This window comes from Pseudomonas sp. PS02302, assembly GCF_029959585.1.
GTDB classification, from domain to species: domain Bacteria; phylum Pseudomonadota; class Gammaproteobacteria; order Pseudomonadales; family Pseudomonadaceae; genus Chryseomonas; species Chryseomonas aestiva.
In genome coordinates this window covers 1-23,575 of sequence record NZ_JASCON010000027.1, presented here as the reverse complement: position 1 = coordinate 23,575, position 23,575 = coordinate 1, and the positions used below count along the sequence as shown (strand labels likewise).

Sequence of the window (23,575 nt, the reverse complement as noted above, 5' to 3'; positions counted from 1 at the left end):
AGATGGGTCAGAAAGTACATCCCAATGGCATTCGCCTGGGTATCGTCAAGGAGCACACTTCGGTCTGGTACGCGGATAAGCGCACTTATGCGGACTATCTGCTGGCCGACCTGAAGGTTCGTGAGTACCTCCAGGACAAATTAAAAAGCGCGTCCGTAAGCCGTATCGATATTCATCGCCCGGCTCAAACCGCACGCATCACCATCCACACCGCCCGTCCCGGTATCGTGATCGGCAAGAAAGGTGAGGATGTCGAGAAGCTGCGTCAGGACCTGACCGCAAGAATGGGTGTGCCTGTGCACATCAACATCGAAGAGATCCGCAAGCCGGAGCTCGACGGTGCCCTGGTTGCGCAGAGTGTTGCGCAGCAGCTTGAGCGTCGTGTGATGTTCCGTCGTGCCATGAAGCGCGCCGTGCAGAACGCGATCCGCATTGGTGCCAAAGGCATCAAGATTCAGGTGAGCGGTCGTCTGGGCGGTGCTGAAATCGCCCGTACCGAGTGGTATCGCGAAGGTCGTGTGCCCCTGCACACCCTGCGTGCCGATATCGACTACGCCACTGCGGAAGCTCACACCACTTACGGTGTGATCGGTGTGAAGGTCTGGATCTTCAAGGGTGAGGTCATTGGTGGCCGCCAGGAAGAACTCAAGCCCGTCGCCCCGGCTCCGCGCAAAAAAGCTGCTGCTAAGTAAGGAGTACGCAACATGCTGCAACCCAAGCGTACAAAATTCCGCAAGCAGATGACCGGCCACAACCGTGGTCTGGCTCATCGCGGTAGCAAGGTCAGCTTCGGCGAGTACGCGCTGAAGGCTGTCGGCCGTGGCCGTCTGACCGCTCGCCAGATCGAATCCGCACGTCGTGCGCTGACCCGTCACGTGAAGCGTGGCGGCAAGATCTGGATCCGCGTCTTCCCTGACAAGCCTGTTACCAAGAAGCCTCTCGAAGTGCGGATGGGTAAAGGTAAGGGTAGTGTCGAGTACTGGGTAGCCCAGATCCAGCCGGGCAAGGTCCTGTACGAGATCGAGGGTGTTTCCGAGGATCTGGCTCGTCAGGCATTTGCCCTGGCCGCTGCCAAGCTTCCGCTCGAAACCTCCTTTGTTAAGCGGACGGTGATGTGATGAAAGCGAAAGATTTGCGTGAGAAATCCGTAGAGGAGCTGAACGAGCAGCTTCTCAACCTGCTGCGTGACCAGTTCAATCTGCGTATGCAGAAGGCAACTGGCCAGTTGGGTCAGTCTCACATGCTCTCGCAAGTGAAGCGCGACATCGCTCGCGTCAAGACTGTGCTGAACCAGCAGGCAGGTAAGTGATCATGGCTGAAGCTGAAAAAACTGTCCGTACGCTGACCGGCCGAGTGGTCAGCGACAAGATGGACAAAACCGTCACCGTACTGATCGAGCGTCGCGTAAAGCACCCGATCTACGGCAAATACGTGAAGCGTTCCACCAAGCTGCACGCTCACGACGAAACCAATCAGTGCCGCATTGGTGACCTGGTCACCATTCGCGAAACCCGCCCGCTGGCCAAGACCAAGGCGTGGACCCTGGTTGACGTCGTCGAGCGCGCCGTTCAGGTATAAGGGTAGAGAGCCATGATCCAGACTCAATCCATGCTTGACGTCGCCGACAACAGCGGCGCTCGTCGCGTGATGTGCATCAAGGTGCTCGGCGGTTCCCACCGTCGTTACGCCGGCATTGGCGACATCATCAAAGTCACCGTCAAGGAAGCAATTCCGCGCGGCAAGGTGAAGAAAGGTCAGGTGATGACTGCTGTCGTCGTGCGTACCAAGCACGGCGTCCGCCGCACCGACGGTTCCATCATCCGCTTCGACGGCAACGCCGCGGTTCTGCTGAACAACAAGCAAGAGCCGATTGGCACCCGTATCTTTGGGCCGGTGACCCGTGAACTTCGCTCCGAGAAGTTCATGAAGATCGTCTCCCTTGCCCCCGAAGTGCTGTAAGGAGTAGCCGACATGCAAAAAATTCGTCGTGACGACGAGGTAATCGTCATTGCCGGCAAGGACAAGGGCAAGCGTGGCAAGGTGCTGAAGGTGCTCGCCGATGACCGTCTGGTCGTTGGTGGGGTCAACCTGATCAAGCGCCATACCAAGCCCAACCCCATGCTGGGTGTTCAGGGTGGCATCGTAGAGAAAGAAGCCCCTCTGCATGTCTCCAACGTTGCCATTTTCAACTCCGAGACCAACAAGGCTGACCGCGTTGGTTTCAAAGTCGAAGACGGCAAGAAGATTCGTATCTTCAAGTCGACCCAAAAAGCGGTCCAGGCCTGAAGCTGCTAGGTAGATCACCATGGCTCGATTGAAAGAGATTTATCGGAAGGAAATCGCGCCCAAGCTGAAAGAGCAGCTTCAGCTGGGTAACGTGATGGAAGTTCCGCGCATCACCAAGATCACCTTGAACATGGGTCTGGGCGAAGCAGTCGGTGACAAGAAGATCATCGACAACGCTGTAGCTGACCTGGAAAAGATCGCTGGTCAAAAGCCGGTCGTGACTTATGCCCGCAACTCCATTGCTGGCTTCAAGATTCGCGAAGGCTGGCCGATTGGCGTCAAGGTGACCCTGCGTAGCGATCGCATGTATGAATTCCTGGATCGTCTGCTGTCCATCTCCCTGCCGCGCGTGCGTGACTTCCGCGGCCTGAATGCCAAGTCCTTCGATGGTCGTGGCAACTACAGCATGGGCGTGAAAGAGCAGATCATCTTCCCGGAGATCGATTACGACAAGATCGATGCGCTGCGTGGTATGGACATCACCCTGACCACCACCGCTCGTAGCGACGAGGAAGGCCGTGCGCTGCTGCGCGCGTTCAACTTCCCGTTCCGTAACTGATTGAGGTCTTCAGATGGCTAAGCAAAGCATGATTAACCGCGAGCTGAAGCGTCAGCAGACGGTTGCCAAGTACGCCAAGAAGCGCGCCGAGCTGAAGGCGACCATCGGTAATGTCAACGCCTCCCCCGAGGACCGTTGGAATGCCCAGGTCGCCCTGCAGAAGCAGCCCCGTGACGCCAGCGCCAGCCGCATGCGTAACCGCTGCCGCCTGACCGGTCGTCCGCACGGCGTGTACCGCAAGTTCGGTCTGTCCCGCATCAAGCTGCGTGAAGCAGCCATGCGCGGTGACGTGCCCGGCCTGGTGAAGGCCAGCTGGTAACAGCTAGCGCCTTTCATCGCGGTAATTGAATCAAGCCCCTTTTGGGGCTTGATTCGTTTCAGGCTGGTCTCTAGAATGCTCGGCTCGCCCGAATCGGCCTATTGCCGAGGGGTGATTTTGAGAGCCGGTAGGCTCAATTTCTGTATTAGGAGCTAATAGCCCATGAGTATGCAGGACCCGTTAGCAGACATGCTAACTCGTATCCGTAATGCCCAGATGGCTGAAAAGGCCGTTGTGAGCATGCCTTCTTCCAAGCTGAAGGCTGCCGTTGCCAAAGTCCTCAAGGACGAAGGTTACATCGCGGATTTTCAGGTCAGCGCGGAATCCAAGCCGTCGCTGTCCATCGAGCTGAAGTACTTCGAAGGCAAGCCTGTCATCGAAGAGCTGAAGCGTAGCAGCCGTCCCGGTCTGCGCCAGTACAAAGCCGTTGACCAGCTGCCGAAAGTGCGTGGCGGTCTGGGCGTGTCGATCGTTTCCACCAACAAAGGTGTGATGACTGATCGCGCGGCCCGTGCTGCTGGTGTTGGCGGCGAAGTGCTCTGCACAGTCTTCTAAGGGGAATCAGCATGTCTCGCGTTGCTAAAAACCCGGTAAGACTGCCTGCAGGCGTCGAAGTTAATCTGGCCGGTCAGGCCCTTTCGATCAAGGGTGCCAAGGGCGCTCTGGAACTGAAGGTCCATCCGTCCGTTGAAGTCACCCAAGAGTCCGGTGAGCTGCGTTTCGCTGCTCGCAATGGCGATCAGCAGACCCGTGCGATGGCCGGCACTACCCGTGCCCTGGTCAACAACATGGTGGTCGGCGTTAGCCAGGGCTTCGAGCGCAAGCTGCAACTGGTCGGTGTGGGCTACAAGGCCCAGTCCAAAGGTCAGGTGCTGAACCTCGCTCTGGGCTTCTCTCACCCCGTGGACTACGAGCTGCCGCAAGGCATCACCGCAGAAACCCCCAACCAGACCGAGATCCTGATCAAGGGTATCGACAAGCAGCTGGTCGGCCAGGTTGCGGCTGAGATTCGTGGTTTCCGTCCGCCGGAGCCTTACAAGGGCAAGGGTGTACGGTATGCCGACGAAGTCGTCCACCGTAAAGAAGCCAAGAAAAAGTAGGGCATAGCAAATGACCGTCAAGAAAGAAACCCGACTGCGTCGCGCTCGCAAGGCTCGCCTGAAGATGCGCGAACTGGAAGTGGTCCGTCTGTGCGTGTACCGCTCTTCCCAGCACATCTATGCTCAGGTCATCGCGGCCGACGGCAGCAAGGTCCTGGCCAGCGCTTCTACGCTGGACAAAGAACTGCGCGAAAGCGCTACCAGCAACGTCGAGGCGGCCAAGAAAGTTGGTCTGCTGGTCGCCGAGCGTGCCAAGGCCGCTGGCGTTACCCAGGTGGCCTTTGATCGTTCTGGCTTCAAGTACCATGGTCGCGTCAAAGCGCTGGCCGACGCTGCTCGTGAAGGCGGGCTGGAGTTCTAAGTCATGGCAAATAACGATCAAAAGCGCGACGAAGGCTATATCGAGAAGCTGGTTCAAGTTAACCGCGTAGCCAAAACCGTGAAAGGCGGCCGTATCTTCGCCTTCACCGCTCTGACCGTGGTTGGCGATGGCAAAGGCCGCGTTGGCTTCGGCCGTGGCAAGGCCCGTGAAGTGCCTGCCGCCATCCAGAAGGCTATGGAAGCTGCTCGCCGCAACATGATCCAGGTGGATCTGAACGGCACCACCCTGCAGTACCCGGTCAAGGCCGCCCATGGCGCCTCCAAGGTGTACATGCAGCCCGCTTCCGACGGTACCGGCATCATCGCTGGTGGTGCCATGCGCGCCGTCCTGGAAGTTGCTGGTGTGCAGAACGTCCTGGCCAAGTGCTACGGCTCCACCAACCCGGTAAACGTTGTGTACGCGACCTTTGAAGGTCTCAAGCACATGCAGGCGCCGGAAGCTGTTGCCGCCAAGCGTGGCAAGAGCGTCGAGGAGATTCTCTGATCATGGCTAATGCAACCGTCAAGGTCACGCTGATCAAGAGCGTCCATGGCCGTCTGGCCAATCACAAGGCTTGCGTCAAGGGTCTCGGCCTGCGTCGCATCGGTCACACCGTCGAAGTTCAGGACACCCCTGAAAATCGCGGCATGATCAACAAGGCCTACTACCTTCTGCGTGTGGAGGGTTAAGTCATGAAATTGAATGATCTGCGTTCCGCCCCCGGCGCTCGCCGCGAGAAGCTGCGTCCCGGTCGTGGTATCGGTAGCGGCCTGGGCAAGACCGGTGGCCGCGGCCACAAGGGTCTGACCTCCCGTTCCGGTGGCAAGGTTGCCCCCGGTTTCGAGGGTGGCCAGCAGCCGCTGCACCGTCGTCTGCCGAAGTTCGGCTTCGTTTCGCTGAAAGCCTTGGACCGTGCCGAGGTTCGTACCTCCGAGCTGGCTAAGGTTGATGTCGATGTGGTCGATCTGCAGGCGCTGAAAGACGCCAACGTGATCAGCCGTGACATCAAGCGTGTCAAGGTTGTGCTGTCCGGCGACGTCACTCGTGCCGTCACCCTGAAGGGCATTCGTGCCACCAAGGGCGCACGTGCAGCCATCGAAGCAGCTGGCGGCAAGATCGAGGAATAAATGGCTAAGCAAGGTGCTCTCTCTGCGCTCAGCAAGACCGGTGGTATGTCCGAGCTGTGGACCCGCCTCCGATTCCTGTTCCTGGCGATCATCGTCTACAGGATCGGTGCGCACATCCCTGTTCCGGGTATCAATCCCGATCAGCTGGCTGCACTGTTCAGGCAGAACGAGGGGACCATTCTTAGCCTCTTCAACATGTTCTCTGGCGGTGCGCTGGAGCGGATGAGCATCTTTGCACTGGGGATCATGCCGTACATCTCGGCTTCGATCATCATGCAGCTGCTTACCGCGATCAGCCCACAGCTGGAGCAATTGAAGAAAGAGGGTGAGTCTGGTCGTCGCAAGATCAGCCAGTACACCCGTTACGGCACGCTGGTTCTGGCGCTTGTTCAGGCCACCGGGATGTCGGTAGGACTCGCCAGTCAGGGCGTCGCATTCAGCGTGGGCTTCAGCTTCTATTTCGTCGCTGTCACCACGTTTGTCGCCGGCGCGCTGTTCATGATGTGGCTGGGTGAGCAGATCACCGAGCGCGGTATCGGCAATGGCATCTCGATGCTGATCTTCGCCGGCATCGTCGCGGGCTTGCCCCGCGCCATCGGTCAGTCCTTCGAGTCGGCACGGCAGGGCGATATCAACATCTTCGCGCTGATCATGGTGGGTGTGGTGGCGGTTGCCATCATCGCCTTCGTGGTGTTCATCGAGCGTGGGCAGCGTCGTATTGCCGTGCACTACGCCAAGCGTCAGCAGGGCCGCAAGGTCTTCGCGGCGCAGAACAGCCATCTGCCGCTCAAGGTGAACATGGCCGGGGTCATTCCGGCGATCTTCGCCAGCAGCATCCTGCTGTTCCCGGCATCGCTCGGTTCGTGGTTCGGTCAGTCCGAGGGTCTCGGCTGGTTGCAGGACGTGGCTCAGGCCATCGCCCCCGGTCAGCCGCTGAATATCTTGCTGTTTAGTGCAGGGATCATCTTCTTCTGCTTCTTCTACACAGCGCTGATGTTCAACCCCAAGGACGTGGCCGAGAACCTGAAGAAATCCGGAGCGTTCATTCCGGGTATTCGTCCTGGTGAGCAGTCCGCGCGCTATATCGATGGCGTGCTGACCCGACTGACTATGTTCGGTGCCCTGTACATGACGGCGGTGTGCTTGTTGCCCCAGTTCCTGGTGGTCGCGGCGAACGTGCCGTTCTATCTCGGTGGGACGTCGTTGCTGATCGTGGTGGTAGTGGTCATGGACTTCATGTCTCAGGTCCAATCCCATCTCGTATCTCATCAATACGAGTCCCTGATGAAGAAAGCCAACCTGAAGGGCTACGGCGGCGGCATGATGCGCTGATCCGTTATCCGTAAGGTTAGAGGAGTTGTCATGAAAGTTCGTGCATCGGTCAAGAAGCTGTGCCGTAACTGCAAGATCATTCGCCGCGAAGGCGTCGTGCGCGTGATCTGCAGCGCTGAACCGCGTCACAAGCAGCGCCAAGGCTGAGTGTGAACCACGCGTCTAACCCGGCAGCTAGTGTGCTGCCGGGTTGATCATTTGTTCCTACAGCGTTAATATCGCGCGCCCTTTTCTTGGCTTCCGGGGCGTCGGTAGCTGTCAATTGGAGTTTTTCTGAATGGCCCGTATTGCAGGCGTCAACATTCCAGATAACAAACACACTGTTATCTCGCTGACCTACATCTATGGTGTCGGTCGCACCACCTCTCAGAAGATCTGCGCGGCCACCGGCATCCAGCCGACCGCCAAGATCAAAGAACTGAGCGACGAGCAGGTCGATCAGCTGCGTAACGAGGTCGCCAAAATCCTCACCGAGGGTGACCTGCGCCGCGAAATCAACATGAACATCAAGCGCCTGATGGATCTGGGTTGCTACCGCGGTCTGCGTCACCGCCGTGGTCTGCCGGTCCGTGGTCAGCGCACCAAGACCAATGCCCGTACCCGTAAGGGCCCGCGCAAGCCGATCCGCAAGTAATCGCATCCGCGAATCGACAGGAATCTAGTCATGGCAAAACCTGCTGCTCGTCCTCGTAAGAAAGTCAAAAAGACAGTGGTTGATGGCATCGCCCACATCCATGCGTCTTTCAACAACACCATCGTGACCATCACCGATCGTCAGGGCAATGCATTGTCCTGGGCGACCTCCGGTGGCTCCGGCTTCCGTGGCTCCCGTAAGAGCACCCCGTTCGCTGCCCAGATTGCAGCCGAACGTGCCGGCCAAGCCGCTCTGGAATATGGTCTGAAGAATCTGGACGTGAACGTCAAAGGTCCCGGCCCCGGCCGTGAGTCCGCTGTTCGCGCCCTGAATGCCTGTGGTTACAAGATCGCCAGCATCACCGACGTGACGCCTATCCCGCATAACGGGTGCCGTCCGCCGAAGAAGCGTCGCGTGTAATAGGAGACAGTGAGAAATGGCTCGTTACATTGGTCCCAAGTGCAAACTGTCCCGCCGCGAAGGCACTGACCTCTTCCTGAAGAGCGGCGCTCGTGCCCTCGACTCGAAGTGCAAGCTGGAAACCGTTCCTGGCCAGCATGGTCAGCGTCGCGGTCGTCTGTCCGACTACGGTCTGCAGCTGCGTGAAAAGCAGAAAGTTCGCCGTATCTATGGCGTCCTCGAGCGTCAGTTCGCCGGTTACTACCAGGAAGCTGCCCGTCGCAAGGGTGCTACCGGTGAAAACCTGCTGCAACTGCTCGAATGCCGTCTGGACAACGTGGTGTATCGCATGGGCTTCGGTGCCACTCGCGCTGAGTCGCGCCAGCTGGTCTCCCACAAGTCGATCACCGTTAACGGTCAGACCGTCAACATTCCCTCCTATCAGGTCAAGGTCGGCGACGTCGTCGCTGTCCGTGAAAAGGCCAAAAACCAGCTGCGTATCGCTCAAGCTCTCGAGCTGTGCGGCCAGCGTGGCCGGGTTGAGTGGGTCGAAGTGAGCACCGAGAAAAAGGAAGGCACCTTCAAGAACGTGCCGGCCCGTGGTGATCTCTCCGCCGACATCAACGAAAACCTGATTGTCGAGCTCTACTCCAAGTAAGGGCTAGAAAGTAGGTGCATCCATGCAGAGTTCGGTAAATGAGTTCCTGACCCCCCGCCATATCGATGTGCAGGCGGTTAGTCAGACCCGTGCCAAGATCACCCTCGAGCCTCTCGAGCGTGGTTTCGGCCATACCTTGGGCAACGCGCTACGGCGTATCCTGTTGTCCTCCATGCCTGGCTGCGCGGTAGTCGAAGCAGAGATCGACGGTGTCCTGCACGAGTACAGCGCCATCGAAGGCGTGCAGGAAGACGTGATCGAGATCCTGCTCAATCTCAAGGGGCTGGCCATCAAGTTGCACGGCCGTGACGAAGTCACCCTGAGCCTGAGCAAGAAAGGTCAGGGGCCAGTTCTGGCCTCTGACATTCAGGTCGATCACGACGTCGAGATCGTCAACGGCGATCACGTCATCGCTCACCTGGCGGACAACGGTTCGCTGAACATGAAGCTGAAAATCGCTCGCGGTCGTGGCTATGAGCCCGCCGACGCGCGTCAGAGCGAAGAAGACGAAACCCGCGCAATCGGTCGTCTTCAGCTCGATGCTACGTTCAGCCCGGTCCGTCGTGTGGCCTATGTGGTGGAAAACGCCCGGGTCGAACAGCGTACCAACCTGGACAAGCTTGTGCTTGACCTGGAAACCAACGGTACCCTGGATCCGGAAGAAGCCATCCGTCGTGCCGCCACTATCCTGCAGCAGCAGCTGGCAGCCTTCGTCGACCTCAAGGGTGACAGCGAGCCGGTCGTGGTCGAGCAGGAAGACGAGATCGATCCGATCCTGCTGCGTCCGGTGGACGATCTGGAACTGACCGTTCGTTCGGCCAACTGCCTCAAGGCGGAGAACATCTACTACATCGGTGACCTGATTCAGCGTACCGAAGTGGAGCTGCTCAAGACCCCGAACCTGGGCAAGAAGTCCCTGACCGAAATCAAGGACGTTCTGGCCTCGCGTGGTCTGTCGCTCGGTATGCGCCTGGACAACTGGCCCCCTGCAAGCCTTAAGAAGGACGACAAGGCTACTGCCTGATCGTCATTGTTCACCGAACGATAGTTTGGGAAGGAATTTCAATCATGCGTCATCGTAAAAGTGGTCGTCATCTGAGCCGCACGAGCGCACATCGCAAGGCCATGTTTCAGAACATGGCTGTGTCGCTGTTCGAGCACGAGCTGATCAAAACTACCCTGCCGAAAGCCAAGGAACTGCGCCGCGTTGCCGAGCCGCTGATCACCCTGGCCAAGGAAGACAGCGTCGCCAACCGTCGTCTGGCTTTCGACCGCACCCGTTCGAAAGCTGCCGTTGGCAAGCTGTTCAACGACCTGGGTAAGCGCTACGCCAACCGTCCGGGTGGCTACCTGCGTATCCTGAAGTGCGGCTTCCGCGCTGGCGACAATGCGCCCATGGCGTACGTCGAGCTGATCGACCGTCCGGTCGGCGGCACCGTGGAACAAGCTGCTGAATAAGTAGCGCTGTTCTGGAAAAAGCCGGGCTCTTGCCCGGCTTTTTCATGCCTGGCGTTTGGCGAAGCTGCAGGCAGGGCCCTTCTGCTTGGGTTTTCTATCAGGATGCTAGGATCAATAAATTAGTCCTAAAGTATTGCCTTGGCGATACTTCTCCCACGCGATCAGCAAGCGCTATGCAAAGGGAGACAGCCTGTGACCGATACCAAGAACCTCACCACCGCCAGCGGCATTCCGGTGGCCGACAACCAGAATTCCCGCTCCGCCGGACCACGCGGTCCGCTGATGCTCGACGACTTCCATCTGATCGAGAAGCTGGCGCACTTCAACCGTGAAGTCATTCCCGAGCGACGCGTGCACGCCAAGGGTTCCGCCGCCTATGGCACCTTCACCGTCACCCAGGACATCACCCATCTCTCCAGTGCCAAGCTGTTCGCCAGTATCGGCAAGCAAACCGAGACCATCCTGCGCTTTTCCACCGTGGGCGGTGAGCGCGGCTCGGCGGATACCGAACGTGATCCGCGTGGCTTCGCGCTGAAGTTCTATATGGAAGAAGGCAACTGGGACATCGTCGGTAACAACACCCCGGTGTTCTTCATCCGCGATCCGCTCAAGTTTCCCGACTTCATCCATACCCAGAAGCGCGATCCCTGGAGCAATCTGAAGAGTCCGCAGATGATGTGGGACTTCTGGTCGCTGTCGCCGGAGTCGCTGCATCAGGTGACCATCCTGTTTTCCGATCGCGGCATTCCGGATGGCTATCGCTTCATGCATGGATTCGGCAGCCATACCTTCAGCCTGATCAATGCCCAGGGCGAACGGCACTTCGTGAAGTTTCACTTCAAGAGCCAGCAGGGAATCAGGAACCTGGCGCCGACCGAGGCCGCACGTCTGGCCGGGAGCGATCCGGACTACAGCCAGCGCGACCTGTTCCAGGCCATCGAACGCGGCGAATTCCCGCGCTGGAAGCTGTGCATCCAGGTGATGAGCGAGCAGGAAGCGGCCGGTCGCGCCGAAAATCCTTTCGACGTCACCAAGGTCTGGTCGCAGCAGGACTATCCGCTGCAGGAGGTTGGCCTGCTGGAGCTCAATCGCAATCCGCAGAACTACTTCGCCGAGGTGGAGCAGGCGTCCTTCGCGCCAAGCAACGTGGTACCGGGCATTGGCCTGTCGCCGGACCGCATGCTGCAGGGACGCGTGTTCGCCTATGCCGATGCCCAGCGTTATCGGGTGGGAACCAACTACCAGCAGTTGCCGGTCAATGCGCCGCGCTGCCCCTATGCCAACAACCAGCGTGACGGGGCCATGAGATTCGATGGCAATGGTGGTTCCCAGCCGAACTACGAGCCCAACAGCTATGGCCATACGCCCAGGCAGGCGCCGCAGTATCGCGAGCCGGCGCTAAATTTCGCCGGTCCGGCCGATCGCTACGACCACCGGGTGGATGAGGATTACTACAGTCAGGCCGGAGCGCTGTTCCGCCTGATGAACGCGGACCAGCAGACGTTGCTGATCGACAATATCGTTGGTGCCATGGCTTCGGTGACCCGCGATGTCCAGCTGCGGCAGCTCGGTCACTTCCTCAAGGCCGACCCTGCCTACGGTATGGGAGTGGCCAGGGGACTGGGGATAGATCCCAGCGAAGTGGCCTGACCCAACGGGGTAGAAGGAGCCCGGCGGATGCCGGGCTTTTTTTGTCCGTAAAAAAGTGTGGGAAAGGCTGTCTCGGACGCCGCTTGCGACGTCGCAGTGCTAAGGTTCGCATCAAGCGCGAAAACACGAGGCTCGCTCTCCCGTCATGACTGTGTTTGGAGTGTCTTTGCGCCAGCTCTGGGCGCACGAAAAGGCCAGCTATGGCGTTCGCGTCTTTGTCGCCCTGAGCGGCGCCATGGCCGTCTGCTGGTCGCTGGGCGATCTGCGCGCGTTGTCGCCGGTGTTTCTCGGCATCATCGCCAGCGCCCTGGCGGAAACCGATGACAGCTGGCTGGGCCGTCTCAAGTCGCTGGTGGTCACCCTGCTGTGCTTCGCGGTGGCCGCCTTCGCGGTCGAACTGCTGTTTCCCTATCCCTGGATCTTTGTGGCGGGCCTGGGCCTGGCCACCTTCAGCCTGACCATGCTCGGCGCCATCGGCGAGCGCTATGCGTCCATCGCCCAGGCCACGGTGATCCTGTCGATCTACGCCATGATCGGCGTGGATCAGCGGCTGGGTACCCAGGTGCCGTTGTGGTACGAACCGGCGCACCTGCTGGCCGGGGCGCTGTGGTACGGCCTGCTTTCGGTGCTCTGGTGCGCGCTGTTCGCCCATCAGCCGGTGCGGCAGAATCTGTCCGCACTCTATGGCGAGCTGGAGACCCTGCTCCGGCTCAAGGCGGAGATGCTCGAACCGGTGCGCGGGGTGGATCTGCATCGGCGGCGGGTCCTGCTGGCCCAGCAGAACGGCAAGGTGGTACAGGCGCTGAACCAGGCCAAGGCGACCATCCTCAATCGCTTCGGCCGCTCGGGGCGGCCGGGCGCGCGTTCAGGGCGCTACTTCCGTCTGTATTTCATGGCGCAGGACATCCACGAGCGGGCCAGTTCTTCGCACTATCCCTACAGCGCCCTGACCGAGGCGTTCTTTCACAGCGACATCCTCTTTCGCTGCCAGCGCCTGCTCAAGCTGCAGGCCGCGGCCTGCCGCAACATGGGCGAGGCGATCCGCCTCGGTCAGCCCTTCGAATATGGCCAGCAGAGTCAGCAGGGGCTGACCGATCTGCAGGCCTCGCTGGAGTATCTCAAGCAGCAGCAGAATCCGCGCTGGCGCGGCCTGCTGCGCTCCCTGGACCTGCTCGGGCACAATCTCTCGACCCTGGAGCGGCAATTTTCCGAGGCGGGCAACAGCGACTCGGGCGCGGCGGATCTGGATACCAGCCTGCTGGATCCGGCGGCGCGTTCGCTGCGCGAGGTGTTCCAGCGTATCCGCCTGCAGCTGACCCCGACCTCGCTGCTGTTCCGCCATGGCCTGCGCATGGCGCTGGCGCTGATGGCCGGCTATGGGGTGCTGCACCTGATCCACCCGGTCAATGGCTACTGGATCCTGCTGACCACGGTGTTCGTCTGCCGGCCGCAGTACGGGGCGACCCGGGTGCGGCTGGTGCAGCGGATCGTCGGCACGGTGATCGGGCTGTTGCTGGGCAGTGCCCTGCTGGAGCTGTTCGCCCAGCCGGAGATCCAGCTGCTGCTGGCGCTGGTCGCCGGTCTGGTGTTCTTCATCACCCGGACCGATCGCTACACCATCGCCACCGCCGCCATCACCCTGATGGTGCTGTTCTGCTTCAACCAGGTGGGCAACGGCTTCATGCTGATCTGGCCGCGGCTGCTGGATACCCTGCTGGGTTGCCTGATCGCGGTACTGGCGGTGTTCTTCGTCCTGCCGGACTGGCAGGGGCGCCGCCTGCATCTGGTGATGGCCAACACCCTGCGCACCAACGCCCTCTATCTGCGCCGGTTGCACGAGCAGTACCGCACCGGCAAGCGCGACGATCTCGATTACCGCGTGGCGCGGCGCAATGCCCATAATGCCGATGCGACGCTGTCGGCGGCGCTGGCCAACATGCTGCGCGATCCCGGGCATTTCCGGCGCAACCTGGAAGCGGGCTTTCGCTATCTGGCGCTGTCCAACACCTTGCTGGGTTATCTGTCGGCCCTGGGCGCGCACCGTCGCCAGCTGGAGGCGGCCGAGCACGATGCCCTGGTGGAGCGCGCCGTGACCCGTATCGCCGAGGGCATGGAGGCCATCGCCGCAGCGGTGGCGGAGCGGCGCAGTCTGCCGCCGACCGCTGAAGAGGAAAGCAGCCTGGCCGACCAACTGGAGGCCGCGGCGGATGACAACGACGACGGCTATCGACTGGTGTGCACCCAGCTGGCGCTGATCTGCCGGTTGCTGCCCAATCTGAAAAGCGCCGCCAACCATACCCTGCGCGAACAAACCCGCCAGGAACCGGCAGCGGTTGCCGCCGGTGCTTGAGCAAGGTTGGCGCGACGCGCTATGTTGACCGATGTCCGTCGAATCTTTCGACGCCTGTCCAAGCTGGTTTGAAGGCTGTTCCAACACATGCGTATGCGTCTTCTAGTAGTGGGCGGGGAGAGCGCCCTGGGCAAGGCGCTACTCGCCGCCGGTGCCGAAGCGGGCATCGAATTCGTCGCCCCCGAGACTCCCGCGGAGGGCTGGTACGCTGCCGGACTGACCGAGGTCCTCGACCAGGTCCGGCCGGGAGCGGTGATCAATCTCGCCTACTACCGCGACTGGTTGCAGACTGCGGACTTCGACCCGGCCCTGATGCAGCGCCAGGCGCTGGCCGTCCAGCGCCTGGCAGGGCTCTGCCAGCACTATCAGATTCCGCTGATCCAACCGTCCAGTTATCAGCTGTTCGATGGCTCGCGCGTGGCCGGCTATAGTGAAAAGGATCTTCCACGGCCCCCCGGGGGGCGGGGCGAAGCGCTCTGGCGGGTCGAGCAACTGGTGCGGGCGCTGTGCCCGATGCATATCCTGCTGCGCCTGGGCTGGGTGCTGGACGACTCCCGCGACGGGCGCCTGGGGCGTCTGCTGCAGCAGCTCGGCGCCGAGCAGGTGGTGCCGATGGCGGGCGACCGGCGCGGCAATCCGACCACCGTGGGCGATGCCGCCCGGGTACTGCTGGCCGTGGTCAAGCAGCTCGACTGCGGCGCGCCGCTCTGGGGGACCTATCACTACGGCGCCCAGGAAGCGGTATCGGAATTGGGCCTGGCCGAGACCGTCGCCCAGCTCTGGCAGGAATTCGACCGGCCGGTGCGCTGCGAATGGCAGGAGGTGACGCACCTCGAGCGTGCGGATGCCGGGGAAGAACCACAACAGGGGGTGTTGATCAGTCGCAAGCTGCTCAACACCTTTGGAATCAAGGCGCGGCGCTGGCAGCAGGAGCTGCCCGCGCTGTTGCAGGGCTTTCGGCAGGACGAGGTAGGTTTCCATGAGTGATGCGCCCATTCTGATCACTGGCGGTGCCGGCTTCATCGGCTCCCATCTGGCCGACGCGCTGCTGGCGCGGGGCCGGCGGGTGCGAGTGCTGGACGATCTCAGCACCGGCAAGCGCGAGAATCTGCCGCTGGACAACGACCGGATCGAACTGCGGGTGGGCGACGTGGCCGATGCCACGACGCTGGAAGCCGCAGTGGCCGGCTGTGCCGCGGTGGTGCACCTGGCCGCGGTGGCCTCGGTGCAGGCGTCGGTGGAAGACCCGGTGGGTACCCACCGAGCCAATTTCATCGGTACCCTGAATCTGTGCGAGGCCATGCGCAAGGCCGGCATCAAGCGCGTGGTCTATGCCTCCAGCGCGGCGGTCTATGGCGCCAACGGTCAGGGCCAGGCCATCGACGAAGAGCTGCCCAAGGCGCCCCTGACGCCCTATGCGGCCGACAAACTGGCCGGCGAGTACTACTTCGACTTCTATCGCCGCGAGCACGGGCTGGAGCCGGCGATTTTCCGCTTTTTCAACATCTACGGCCCACGGCAGGATCCGTCTTCGCCCTATTCCGGGGTGATCAGCATCTTTACCGAGCGTGCCCGCCGCCAGACGCCGATCACGGTGTTCGGCGACGGCGAGCAGACCCGCGATTTCGTCTATGTCGCCGATCTGGTGGGCATCCTGGTGCAGGCGCTGGAAGCCGCCGAAGTAACGGCCGGCGCGGTGAACGTGGGGCGCGGCGAGACCATCAGCCTGAACGGCCTGCTGGCGGAGATCGGCCAGGTGCTCGGTGGCCTGCCGCAGGTGACCCATGGGGCCGCGCGGGCGGGGGACATCCGGCATTCGAAGGCGGATAACAGCCGCCTGCGCGAGCGTTTCGATTTCAGCCAGCCCACCGGCATGGGGACGGGGCTGGCAGCGCTGCTAAGGGACTAGCCGGCGAGGCCGGGGGCAAGCCCTGGCCTGTTGGGCTTCGCCGCTGGAGCCGTCTCAGCGCCAACCTGCGGCGCGAATGGCTGGTGGTGAGCTAGAAGCGATAGCCCAGGCCGACCATGTAGACCCAGGGATCCACGTCCAGATCGACCTTGGCGCGGGCGCCGAGGGCGGTGTTGTCGACGTGGGCGGTGGTGGCGATGTCGATGTAGCGGATCTGGGCATTGAGCATCACCCGGTCGGTGAGCATGAGATCGGCACCGACCTGGGCGGACCAACCCCAGGAGTTGTCGGCGCGGAAGTTGTCGAAACCGGCCGCACTGGCGCTGCTGCCGACGTGCTCGTCATAGATCCAGGTGTAATTGAGGCCGGCGCCGACATAGGGCTGGAACGTCGCCTTGGCGTCCAGCGGGTAGTAGACCAGGCTCAGCGTCGGCGGCAGGTGCTTGAGGCTGCCCAGCTTGCCATTGGCGGCGTCGAGCCCGGTGCCCTTGATGTTGACCTGGTGCTCGAAGGGCGTGGCCGCCAGCAATTCGAGGCCCAGGTGATCGGTGAGCATGTAGGCGACGTTCAGCCCCAGCTGGGTGTCGCTGTCCATGGTCGCCTTGCCGCCCAGATTGGCGCCACTCAGGGCGCCTCTGTCGATCTTGACGTCGGAGCTGCGCTCGTGGGGATCCACGGTGATGGCGCCGGCGCGCAGGATGATGTCGCCGGCCTGGTGAGCCTGGGCGAAGGGGGCGGCCAGCGCGAGGGCGAGGGCGAGCAGGCTGAGACGGAAGAGAGGACGCATGGCGAGGGCTCCGAAGGCATTGAAAAATGGCTGGGAGCAGCCTAGCGAAGCCGGAACGACGGACTCTTGATCTCGCTCAAGGGCAGGGCAGATCCCTCAGGAGCCGTCGCCCTTGAGGAGGTAGGGCTGGATGCGCTGGGCCTGCAGCCAGTAGCCGGCGACGGCCACCTCGCTGCGCTGGGTGCTCACGCCCAGGCGGCCTTCCACCCAGTAGGGCAGGTGCAGCTTGGACAGCCAGAGATCGTGGCTGCCCTTGACGTAGACGATCTGATTGCCGGGCGGCGGTGGTACGTGGATGCAGGCGCCGTAATAGGGGACCAGCAGGAATTCGGTGACCTCGCCCTCTTCGGTGACCATCAGCGGCACCACGTAGCCGGGCAGGCGCACCTCCTGGCCGTCCAGGACGGCCACCGTGGGCGCGTCCGGCCAGGGCTGGCTGGCGGCCGGGCCGTCTTCGCCGAGGCCGTGGTCGACGCTGCCGGGATTGAAGCGCGGCGCATCGGCCGGCACCAGTTCGCGCCAGGCGAGTTGGCGGGGGTCGGCCTGGGCGCAGGACAGCCAGCAGAGCAACAGCAGGAGCACCAGGCGCATGGGGAAGCCTCGTCTACAAACGCACGGACAACCCGTCCGTGAGGGCCTGGCGACAGCCGCGCCAGGCCGGAATGCAGCCGAGCACCAGCGCCGCGAGCAGGATACCGCCGAGCAGTTGCCCATCGTAGAGCGAGGGCCAGTCCAGCGGCAATGCCAGGCCGTATTCCGCCAGCAGCCAGGGCCGGCCCAGGGCGATGGCGCCATAGAGCAGCGCCAGCCCGGCGAGACAGCCGGCCAGGGTGAGGGCCAGGGCTTCGGCCAGCAGCAGGCCGAACAGATGACGCGGCTGGGCACCCACCGAGCGCAGGATGGCCATCTCCCGGCGTCGTTCGTTGAGGCTGGCGAGCAGGGCGGTGAGCATGCCCACCAGCCCGGTGAGCACCACGCACAGCGACATCACCAGCAGCGCCTGTTCCGCCGTGCCGAGCAGACCCCAGAGTTCCTGCAGGGCCACGCCGGGCAGGATGGCCAGCAGCGGCTCGCCGCGGTAGTCGTTGACCGCGCGCTGCACGGCAAAGGTGGCCACCCGACTCTTGAGGCCGACCAGGGCGGCGGTCAGGTCCTGGGGCGTGAGATCGCGCCGGCGCACCTCGGCGTCGCTCAGCGCAGGACCGGGCATGCCACCGCGCCAGTCCAGGTGCAGGGCGGTCATGCCGCTCAGCGGGATGTGCAGGGTGCGGTCGACGGGGGTACCGGTGGGGGCGAGGATGCCGACCACCGTGAAGGGGTGGTCGCTATGCTCGGTCAGGCTGATGGTGGCGACACCATGGGCCAGCACGACCCTGTCGCCCAGTTGATAGTGCAGCGCCTTGGCCACCTCGGCGCCCAGCACCACCTCGAAGACGTCGTTGAAGGGGCGACCCTGGGCCAGCCGCAGCGGCTGGTTGCGCCCGTAGTGATAGTGGGCGAAGTAGTTGCCGTCGGTACCCAGCACCCGGTAGCCGCGGTGGGAGTCGCCGAGGGACAGCGGGATGGTCCAGGCGACGCGGGGATCGGCGGCGAGCTTCTCGTAGCTCTCCCAGCGGATGTTGTTGGTGGCATTGCCGATGCGGAACACCGAGTAGAGCAGCAGATTGACCGCACCGGAGCGGGCGCCCACCACCAGGTCGGTACCGGCGATGGTGCTGGCGAAGCTGGCCTTGGCCTCGGTGCGCAAGCGTTCGACGCCCAGCAGCAGAGCCACCGAGACGGCGATGGTGAAGACGGTGAGGAGGGCGGTGGCGCGACGATTGCGCAGGCTGGCCCAGGCCAGTTGCAGAAGCGGCATCCTAGGTCTCCGGCCGGGCGGCGTTGAGTTGGGCCAGGGTCAGGTGGCGATCGAAGCGATCGGCCAGGCTGCGGTCGTGGCTGACGAACAGCAGGCCGGCGCCGGCGGCGGCGCACTCGGCGAACAGCAGCTGCAGGAAGGCATCGCGGTGATCGGTATCCAGTGCCGAGGTGGGTTCGTCGGCGATCACCAGCTCCGGTTGGCCGATCAGGGCGCGCGCGGCGGCGACCCGCTGCTGCTGACCGATGGAGAGTTCCCGCGCCGGACGCCGGGGCAGGTCGGGATCGCTCAGCCCCAGGGCGCAGAGCAGGGTCAGGGCCGCACCCCGCGGATCGCCGTGCCGCGCGGTGGCGCGCTCGCGGCGCAGCGCCGAGAACTGGCAGGGCAGCAGGATGTTGTCCAGCACCGAGAGAAAGGGCAGCAGGTTGAATTGCTGGAAGAGAAAGCCGGAGTGGTCGACGCGAAAACGATCGCGCCGGGCGGTGGCGAGTGCTCCCAGATCCTGACCGAGCAGGCGCACCTGGCCGCGACCGGGGCGCTGCACGCCACCCAGCAGGCCGAGCAGGGTGGTCTTGCCACTGCCCGAAGGGCCTTCGAGAAACAGTGCTTCGCCGGGTGCCAGCTGGAAGTGCCGGATGTCCAGGCATTCCGCCTGGCCCGGCCAGGCGAAGCCGAGGTCCTGGATCTCGACCAGGGGGGCGGAGGTCACGACCGCCTTACCATTTCAGCTGCGGTTGCTTGGCGGTCAGTTCGGCGCCTTGCTGACCGCTGGCGACGATGGCCTGGACCTCGACACTGTGGCTGTTGGGGAAGCGGGCGAACCAGCCGGAGAGATCCAGGCTGGCGAGCGCGCCCGGTTTGCTGCAGCTGAAGCTCATGCTGGCGTCCACGTCGAGATGGCCGCTGGCGCTGGCGTCCTTGGCGAACAGCGGGCTGATGGCGCTGGCCGCGGTCAGGCGGCAATCGGCGGCCGCGGGCAGCTGCACCAGCGCCTGGGGATTCTCCAGGCTTTGGCGCAGGGCCGCGACGGCGTCCTCTTCCTGCTGGTTGCGCGGGGCATGTTCGAAGCCCAGCAGATCAGCCGCCGGACTGCGCCACTGCAATTCCAGGCCGGTTTCCGTCTGGGCCAGGTCGAGGTGGGATTCGCCGTGCACATGGGCGCCCAGGGCACCGTGCTCGTGTTCGTCATGGTCACTATCGGTGCCTTGGGCAAAGGTCGGTTGAGCGAGCGCGGCGGCGAGGCAGAGGGTCAGCAGGGGCAGGCGCATGGATGGCTTCCAGTGGGCGGAAAGGCGCTATGTTATGTTGTTGCATTTGCCTGTCGCAACCTCGGTTTGGCGTCGGCCGGTGGCTGTGGGAGCATGGGCCTCTGCACGACGAGGAGAACACCATGGTACGCATTCGCGGAACCATCGGCAGCCAGCCCGTGGATCTCACGGTGGAGCTGGACGAGGCCGACTGGCAGCGCCTGGCCGCAGCCCTGCAGCCGACAGCGGCGTCCCTCCCTGCTGCGGCGGTGGCCGCCGCCGCCAGCGGGCCCAAGTCGGGCGGCGACATGCTCTGGGACCAGGTGGTGAAGCTGCTCAGCCAGGCTGGCCGCCTCAGCGGACCGGACATCCTGGTGGCCCTGGAAAAGCTGACCGGCAATCTGGGCGTGGCCAAGCAGCTGCTGGTCCGGCTGAGGCATAGTCCCCAGGTGCGCATGGAGCGGGTGGGGGAGGCGCAGTTCTATATCTGGCAGGGATGAGGCTGAAGGTAGGTGAGTGGAAAACGCTGCGCGGTTTCCATGCTGCACAAGCGTCCACAGCGCCAGGCTGGCGCTGTGGACAAGGCTGCGCCCAGGGCGACGCAGCCGTTATCGACAGGCGCCTAGTACAGCGCCTGGTACAGGCGGCGGCGATAGGTGGCGACTAGCGGGTGATCGTTGCCCAGCAGATCGAAGACCTGCACCAGGGTCTTGCGCGGCAGGTCGTCACCGTAGCCGCGATTGCGGCGGAACAGGTCCAGCAGACCATCCAGGGCCGGTTCGTACTGCTGGCGGGCCAGTTGCTGTACGGCCAGCTGGTAGGCGGCTTCATCGTCGCCGGCATCGCGCGCCAGGCGACTCTTGAGGTCAGCCACCTCCGGCAGGCTGGCGGCCTGGCGCAGGAAGGTCAGCTGGGCCCGGGCGCCGGCCAAGGCCTGCTTGTGTTCGTCGCCCTTGACCGCGTCCAGCACTGCCTGGGCATCGTCCAGTTCGTTGCGCTCGGCCAGGCAGCGGGCATAGAGGATCAGCGCCAGGGCATCACTGTTGTCTTCTTCGAGCAGCGCCTTGAGCAGCGCCTCGGCCTCGGCGAAACGGCCCTCGGCGAACAGCGCCTGGGCGGCGTCCAGCGGATCTTCCTCGGCCGGCGGCAAGGCCTGGACATGGGGTTCGAGCAGGGCGCGGATGGCCGATTCGGGCTGGGCGCCGGCGAAGCCGTCCACCGGCTGGCCATCCTTGAACAGCACCACCGTGGGCAGGCTGCGGATGCCGAATCTCATCACCAGTTCCTGCTCGATGTCGCAGTTGACCTTGGCCAGGTGCAGGGCGCCGCCATAGGACTCGGTGATCTTGGCCAGCAGCGGCATCAGCACCTTGCAGGGCGCGCACCACTCGGCCCAGAAGTCCACCAGCACCGGGGTGCTGAAGGAGGCGTCGATGACCTGTTGCTGGAAGGTGTCGAGGGTGGCGTCGAAAATGTAGGGGACCTGGCTCATGGCGGACTCGGCAGAGGCGGGTGGCCCCAGATCATTCCTGATCCGGAGCCCCCTAAGAACCGTGCTTGCGACTTTCACAGCACACGGCTCAAGCTTACGAAAAGTCAGCCCAGAGGCTGACCGGCAACGTTGACTAACGATCCTATCATTACAGACCGCTGTGTCGCAGAGTCACTTGTTTACGCTGGCTGTGAATCAGCGAGTGACAGTTGGGATGGAGAAGTACGCGATTTTTCAGAGTGTCCTTGCCGCCGTCCACCCGTCGAATGACATGGTGGTCGTCCCAGCCCGTTTCCCTGGTAATCGCGTGACCGCACAGAGCGCAGTTCCCTTTCTGGCGCCGGTAAAGGCTTAGGATTTGTTTCCTGAAACGCAGCTTGTGCTGCATCCTTTGGACCCTTAGCTTTTCCCATTTCTGCTCAAGCGCAGCGTCGTACGGGTGGTACCCGCCTGATAGACGCTTTTGGCGCTTGATTACGGTCTTCGCTAGCTCATAAAGCTCACGATACTTTCTCTCTCCCTTCTTGCCTCTATAGGGATGCGCGAACACCTGTTTCCGCCCGCCGATGGAATGGAAGTATTTGTTCCAGCTCCACGTAGCTAGCTTCTTCGGGTGTCGGCGCTTCGCCCACCTTCGTAGCAACCAGAAAATCAAGTTATCTAGTTTCTTGAAGGTGGCTTTAGCAACAGCCTGAGAATGGTATTGAGCCCACCCTCGTAGTACCGGGTTCAGACGGCCGATCAACTCTTCCTGAGTCAGAGCCCCACTGGATCTCACTATGTCCCTTACCTTTCGATAGAACGTCGAGATGTTCTTCTTCGAGGGTTTGGTAAACAGCTTGGTCCGTCGGTAAGGCGATTTCGGCACGTATTTCCTGAAATTCCACCCTAGGAAATCAAAGCCCTGAAGGATGTGGGTTATCTGCGTTTTCTCTTCGGACAAGCTCACCCCTCGTACCGACAGGAAATGCTCGACCCAAGGTATGACCTCGTCAGTCAACAGCTCTTTGGTAGCCGCTGTGATGATGAAGTCGTCCGCGTATCGCACCACATGCACTCTGGGCGTATCGGCGTTGGTACCCGCTAGCTTTCTGGCCAGATGACCTTTGAGCTGCTTCTCCAAACCGTTAAGGGTGGCGTTAGCCAAACAGGGCGAAATAATCCCACCTTGTGGCGTCCCGGCCTCCGTAGCCATGAAGTGTCGCCGGTCAATTACCCCGGCCTTCAACCACAGCCGCAGTACCTTTTTGTCCATAGGGACGTTCTGGCACAGCCACTCGTGATTGATGTTGTCGAAGAACCCCTTGATGTCACCTTCCAGAACCCACACAGGTGAGTCGTCTTGCGACATTAACTGAAAGATTTCAACCATCGCATCAGCGGTCGAGCGATCCGGCCGGAAGCCGAAACTTTTCGGGTCGCTGGTGCTTTCGATGACAGGTTCCAGGGCGGACAGGTAGAGCGCTTGCATGGCCCGATCAAACATCGTCGGTATGCCTAGCGGGCGCTTTTCCTTCTTCCCTGGCTTCGGTATCCAAACCCTCTTTAGCGGTTTGGGCCGATAGCCTCGTTTCTCCGATAGACGCTTCGCGGCGTGGAGCTTGGCTGGAGGCGTCCCCCAGGTTTCTCCATCGACGCCCGGAGTCTTGCGACCCCGGTTTTCCGTCACCCGTCTTACAGCCATACAGCGGCCATAAAACGAATGGGTCAGTAACCGTTGCAGGCGTTTAACCCTACGCCAGTCACCGGCCATTGTTGCCTGCGCAATCTTCAACTGCGTTTTCCGAACGGAGATTTGGATCTTGGCCCAATCGAGATCGTGCCAGCCCTTCACGCCGTCAGGAGACGCAGACGAAACCGATGTTGCTGGTTGCGTATTCATACAGTCCTCCTCAGGTCAGTAACCTTCGGGACGGACTTCTCCCCTAGGGGTTGAAGTCACCCCTAGGGTCGTTTCGCTGGAAATCAGCACTAGATCATGCGCCCGTAAACCAGGTGCACGTCAGCCAGGGTTGCCCCTGTCGATGATGTTTCAACCGATATGCCGCC

Annotated in this window: 33 protein-coding genes; 26 read left to right on the top strand and 7 right to left on the bottom strand. The window is 62.2% G+C overall.

Going from position 1 to position 23,575, the window contains the following annotated elements:
• The first annotated feature begins 2 nt into the window (after positions 1–2).
• The 25 genes from rpsC to QMX82_RS11265 all read left to right on the top strand — a co-directional run bounded on the left by rpsC (position 3) and on the right by QMX82_RS11265 (position 16,142).
• Positions 3–692 carry a 30S ribosomal protein S3 gene (gene rpsC / locus QMX82_RS11385; RefSeq protein ID WP_007161245.1) on the top strand — a complete coding sequence of 230 codons (690 nt, stop codon included), beginning with the start codon at positions 3–5 and terminating at the stop codon, positions 690–692.
• 12 nt (positions 693–704) lie between these two features.
• The gene (rplP, locus tag QMX82_RS11380) at positions 705–1,118 is read left to right on the top strand and encodes a 50S ribosomal protein L16 (protein ID WP_017640282.1); all 414 of its coding nucleotides are present in this window, start codon (positions 705–707) and stop codon (positions 1,116–1,118) included.
• Positions 1,118–1,309, top strand: coding sequence for a 50S ribosomal protein L29 (rpmC, locus tag QMX82_RS11375; RefSeq protein ID WP_007161243.1), 192 nt, complete (start codon positions 1,118–1,120; stop codon positions 1,307–1,309). The genes rplP and rpmC overlap by 1 nt, the downstream gene beginning before the upstream one ends.
• Before the next feature lie 2 nt (positions 1,310–1,311).
• Entirely contained in the window at positions 1,312–1,578 is a 267-nt protein-coding gene (gene rpsQ, locus QMX82_RS11370; RefSeq protein ID WP_007161242.1) for a 30S ribosomal protein S17, read from the top strand.
• A gap of 12 nt (positions 1,579–1,590) precedes the next feature.
• Entirely contained in the window at positions 1,591–1,959 is a 369-nt protein-coding gene (gene rplN, locus QMX82_RS11365; protein ID WP_007161241.1) for a 50S ribosomal protein L14, read from the top strand.
• Positions 1,960–1,971: 12 nt separating this feature from the next.
• A complete protein-coding gene (gene rplX, locus QMX82_RS11360) occupies positions 1,972–2,286 on the top strand; it encodes a 50S ribosomal protein L24 (RefSeq protein ID WP_017640283.1) in 315 nt (104 codons plus the stop codon).
• Positions 2,287–2,305: 19 nt separating this feature from the next.
• The gene (gene rplE, locus QMX82_RS11355; protein ID WP_208693031.1) at positions 2,306–2,845 is read left to right on the top strand and encodes a 50S ribosomal protein L5; all 540 of its coding nucleotides are present in this window, start codon (positions 2,306–2,308) and stop codon (positions 2,843–2,845) included.
• Between the two features lie 13 nt (positions 2,846–2,858).
• Positions 2,859–3,164: a 30S ribosomal protein S14 gene (rpsN, locus tag QMX82_RS11350; RefSeq protein WP_017640284.1), complete on the top strand. Its 306-nt coding sequence runs from the start codon at positions 2,859–2,861 to the stop codon at positions 3,162–3,164.
• Between the two features lie 162 nt (positions 3,165–3,326).
• Positions 3,327–3,719 (top strand): 30S ribosomal protein S8, encoded by a 393-nt coding sequence (gene rpsH, locus QMX82_RS11345; protein ID WP_017640285.1) that lies wholly within the window; start codon positions 3,327–3,329, stop codon positions 3,717–3,719.
• A gap of 11 nt (positions 3,720–3,730) precedes the next feature.
• Positions 3,731–4,264, top strand: coding sequence for a 50S ribosomal protein L6 (rplF, locus tag QMX82_RS11340; RefSeq protein ID WP_208693030.1), 534 nt, complete (start codon positions 3,731–3,733; stop codon positions 4,262–4,264).
• A 10-nt stretch (positions 4,265–4,274) separates the two neighbouring features.
• Positions 4,275–4,625 (top strand): 50S ribosomal protein L18, encoded by a 351-nt coding sequence (gene rplR, locus QMX82_RS11335; RefSeq protein ID WP_007161235.1) that lies wholly within the window; start codon positions 4,275–4,277, stop codon positions 4,623–4,625.
• Between the two features lie 3 nt (positions 4,626–4,628).
• Positions 4,629–5,129 (top strand): 30S ribosomal protein S5, encoded by a 501-nt coding sequence (gene rpsE / locus QMX82_RS11330; RefSeq protein ID WP_007161234.1) that lies wholly within the window; start codon positions 4,629–4,631, stop codon positions 5,127–5,129.
• A 2-nt stretch (positions 5,130–5,131) separates the two neighbouring features.
• A complete protein-coding gene (gene rpmD, locus QMX82_RS11325; protein ID WP_007161233.1) occupies positions 5,132–5,314 on the top strand; it encodes a 50S ribosomal protein L30 in 183 nt (60 codons plus the stop codon).
• A 3-nt stretch (positions 5,315–5,317) separates the two neighbouring features.
• Positions 5,318–5,752 carry a 50S ribosomal protein L15 gene (rplO, locus tag QMX82_RS11320; protein WP_133860559.1) on the top strand — a complete coding sequence of 145 codons (435 nt, stop codon included), beginning with the start codon at positions 5,318–5,320 and terminating at the stop codon, positions 5,750–5,752.
• Positions 5,753–7,084: a preprotein translocase subunit SecY gene (gene secY, locus QMX82_RS11315; protein ID WP_133860560.1), complete on the top strand. Its 1,332-nt coding sequence runs from the start codon at positions 5,753–5,755 to the stop codon at positions 7,082–7,084. It begins immediately after the preceding gene.
• A 30-nt stretch (positions 7,085–7,114) separates the two neighbouring features.
• Entirely contained in the window at positions 7,115–7,231 is a 117-nt protein-coding gene (rpmJ, locus tag QMX82_RS11310; RefSeq protein ID WP_002555468.1) for a 50S ribosomal protein L36, read from the top strand.
• Between the two features lie 130 nt (positions 7,232–7,361).
• On the top strand, positions 7,362–7,718 hold the full coding sequence (gene rpsM / locus QMX82_RS11305; RefSeq protein ID WP_017640288.1) for a 30S ribosomal protein S13: 357 nt from the start codon (positions 7,362–7,364) through the stop codon (positions 7,716–7,718).
• A gap of 30 nt (positions 7,719–7,748) precedes the next feature.
• A complete protein-coding gene (gene rpsK / locus QMX82_RS11300) occupies positions 7,749–8,138 on the top strand; it encodes a 30S ribosomal protein S11 (protein WP_003281811.1) in 390 nt (129 codons plus the stop codon).
• A gap of 16 nt (positions 8,139–8,154) precedes the next feature.
• Entirely contained in the window at positions 8,155–8,775 is a 621-nt protein-coding gene (rpsD, locus tag QMX82_RS11295) for a 30S ribosomal protein S4 (RefSeq protein WP_208693028.1), read from the top strand.
• Positions 8,776–8,797: 22 nt separating this feature from the next.
• The gene (locus tag QMX82_RS11290) at positions 8,798–9,799 is read left to right on the top strand and encodes a DNA-directed RNA polymerase subunit alpha (protein ID WP_017640290.1); all 1,002 of its coding nucleotides are present in this window, start codon (positions 8,798–8,800) and stop codon (positions 9,797–9,799) included.
• Positions 9,800–9,843: 44 nt separating this feature from the next.
• Positions 9,844–10,233, top strand: a complete 390-nt coding sequence (rplQ, locus tag QMX82_RS11285; RefSeq protein WP_007161227.1) for a 50S ribosomal protein L17 — start codon at positions 9,844–9,846, stop codon at positions 10,231–10,233.
• Between the two features lie 192 nt (positions 10,234–10,425).
• Entirely contained in the window at positions 10,426–11,883 is a 1,458-nt protein-coding gene (locus QMX82_RS11280) for a catalase (protein WP_282283474.1), read from the top strand.
• 145 nt (positions 11,884–12,028) lie between these two features.
• A complete protein-coding gene (gene yccS, locus QMX82_RS11275) occupies positions 12,029–14,233 on the top strand; it encodes a YccS family putative transporter (protein WP_208693026.1) in 2,205 nt (734 codons plus the stop codon).
• A gap of 87 nt (positions 14,234–14,320) precedes the next feature.
• Positions 14,321–15,220: a sugar nucleotide-binding protein gene (locus tag QMX82_RS11270; protein ID WP_282283469.1), complete on the top strand. Its 900-nt coding sequence runs from the start codon at positions 14,321–14,323 to the stop codon at positions 15,218–15,220.
• The gene (locus QMX82_RS11265) at positions 15,213–16,142 is read left to right on the top strand and encodes an NAD-dependent epimerase/dehydratase family protein (protein WP_208693024.1); all 930 of its coding nucleotides are present in this window, start codon (positions 15,213–15,215) and stop codon (positions 16,140–16,142) included. Before QMX82_RS11270 ends, QMX82_RS11265 begins: the two co-directional genes overlap by 8 nt.
• Positions 16,143–16,233: 91 nt before the next feature.
• Here the strand turns inward: QMX82_RS11265 and QMX82_RS11260 are convergent, their stop codons facing one another.
• From QMX82_RS11260 to QMX82_RS11240, 5 genes are all read right to left on the bottom strand, one after another.
• Positions 16,234–16,929 carry an OmpW/AlkL family protein gene (locus QMX82_RS11260; RefSeq protein WP_282283466.1) on the bottom strand — a complete coding sequence of 232 codons (696 nt, stop codon included), beginning with the start codon at positions 16,927–16,929 and terminating at the stop codon, positions 16,234–16,236.
• 96 nt (positions 16,930–17,025) lie between these two features.
• The gene (locus tag QMX82_RS11255) at positions 17,026–17,520 is read right to left on the bottom strand and encodes a DUF3299 domain-containing protein (RefSeq protein WP_282283464.1); all 495 of its coding nucleotides are present in this window, start codon (positions 17,518–17,520) and stop codon (positions 17,026–17,028) included.
• A 13-nt stretch (positions 17,521–17,533) separates the two neighbouring features.
• Positions 17,534–18,787, bottom strand: coding sequence for an ABC transporter permease (locus QMX82_RS11250; protein ID WP_282283461.1), 1,254 nt, complete (start codon positions 18,785–18,787; stop codon positions 17,534–17,536).
• Position 18,788: 1 nt separating this feature from the next.
• A complete protein-coding gene (locus QMX82_RS11245) occupies positions 18,789–19,496 on the bottom strand; it encodes an ABC transporter ATP-binding protein (RefSeq protein ID WP_282283460.1) in 708 nt (235 codons plus the stop codon).
• Positions 19,497–19,503: 7 nt separating this feature from the next.
• On the bottom strand, positions 19,504–20,055 hold the full coding sequence (locus QMX82_RS11240; RefSeq protein WP_282283458.1) for a ZrgA family zinc uptake protein: 552 nt from the start codon (positions 20,053–20,055) through the stop codon (positions 19,504–19,506).
• Positions 20,056–20,177: 122 nt separating this feature from the next.
• Between QMX82_RS11240 and QMX82_RS11235 the strand changes: the two genes are divergently transcribed.
• The gene (locus tag QMX82_RS11235; RefSeq protein WP_282283456.1) at positions 20,178–20,534 is read left to right on the top strand and encodes a hypothetical protein; all 357 of its coding nucleotides are present in this window, start codon (positions 20,178–20,180) and stop codon (positions 20,532–20,534) included.
• Positions 20,535–20,656: 122 nt separating this feature from the next.
• On the opposite strand, the gene trxA is transcribed toward QMX82_RS11235, so the two are convergent.
• Both trxA and ltrA read right to left on the bottom strand, forming a co-directional pair.
• Positions 20,657–21,526 (bottom strand): thioredoxin, encoded by an 870-nt coding sequence (gene trxA, locus QMX82_RS11230; RefSeq protein ID WP_208693018.1) that lies wholly within the window; start codon positions 21,524–21,526, stop codon positions 20,657–20,659.
• A gap of 148 nt (positions 21,527–21,674) precedes the next feature.
• The gene (gene ltrA / locus QMX82_RS11225) at positions 21,675–23,408 is read right to left on the bottom strand and encodes a group II intron reverse transcriptase/maturase (protein WP_026084029.1); all 1,734 of its coding nucleotides are present in this window, start codon (positions 23,406–23,408) and stop codon (positions 21,675–21,677) included.
• Positions 23,409–23,575: the final 167 nt, after the last annotated feature.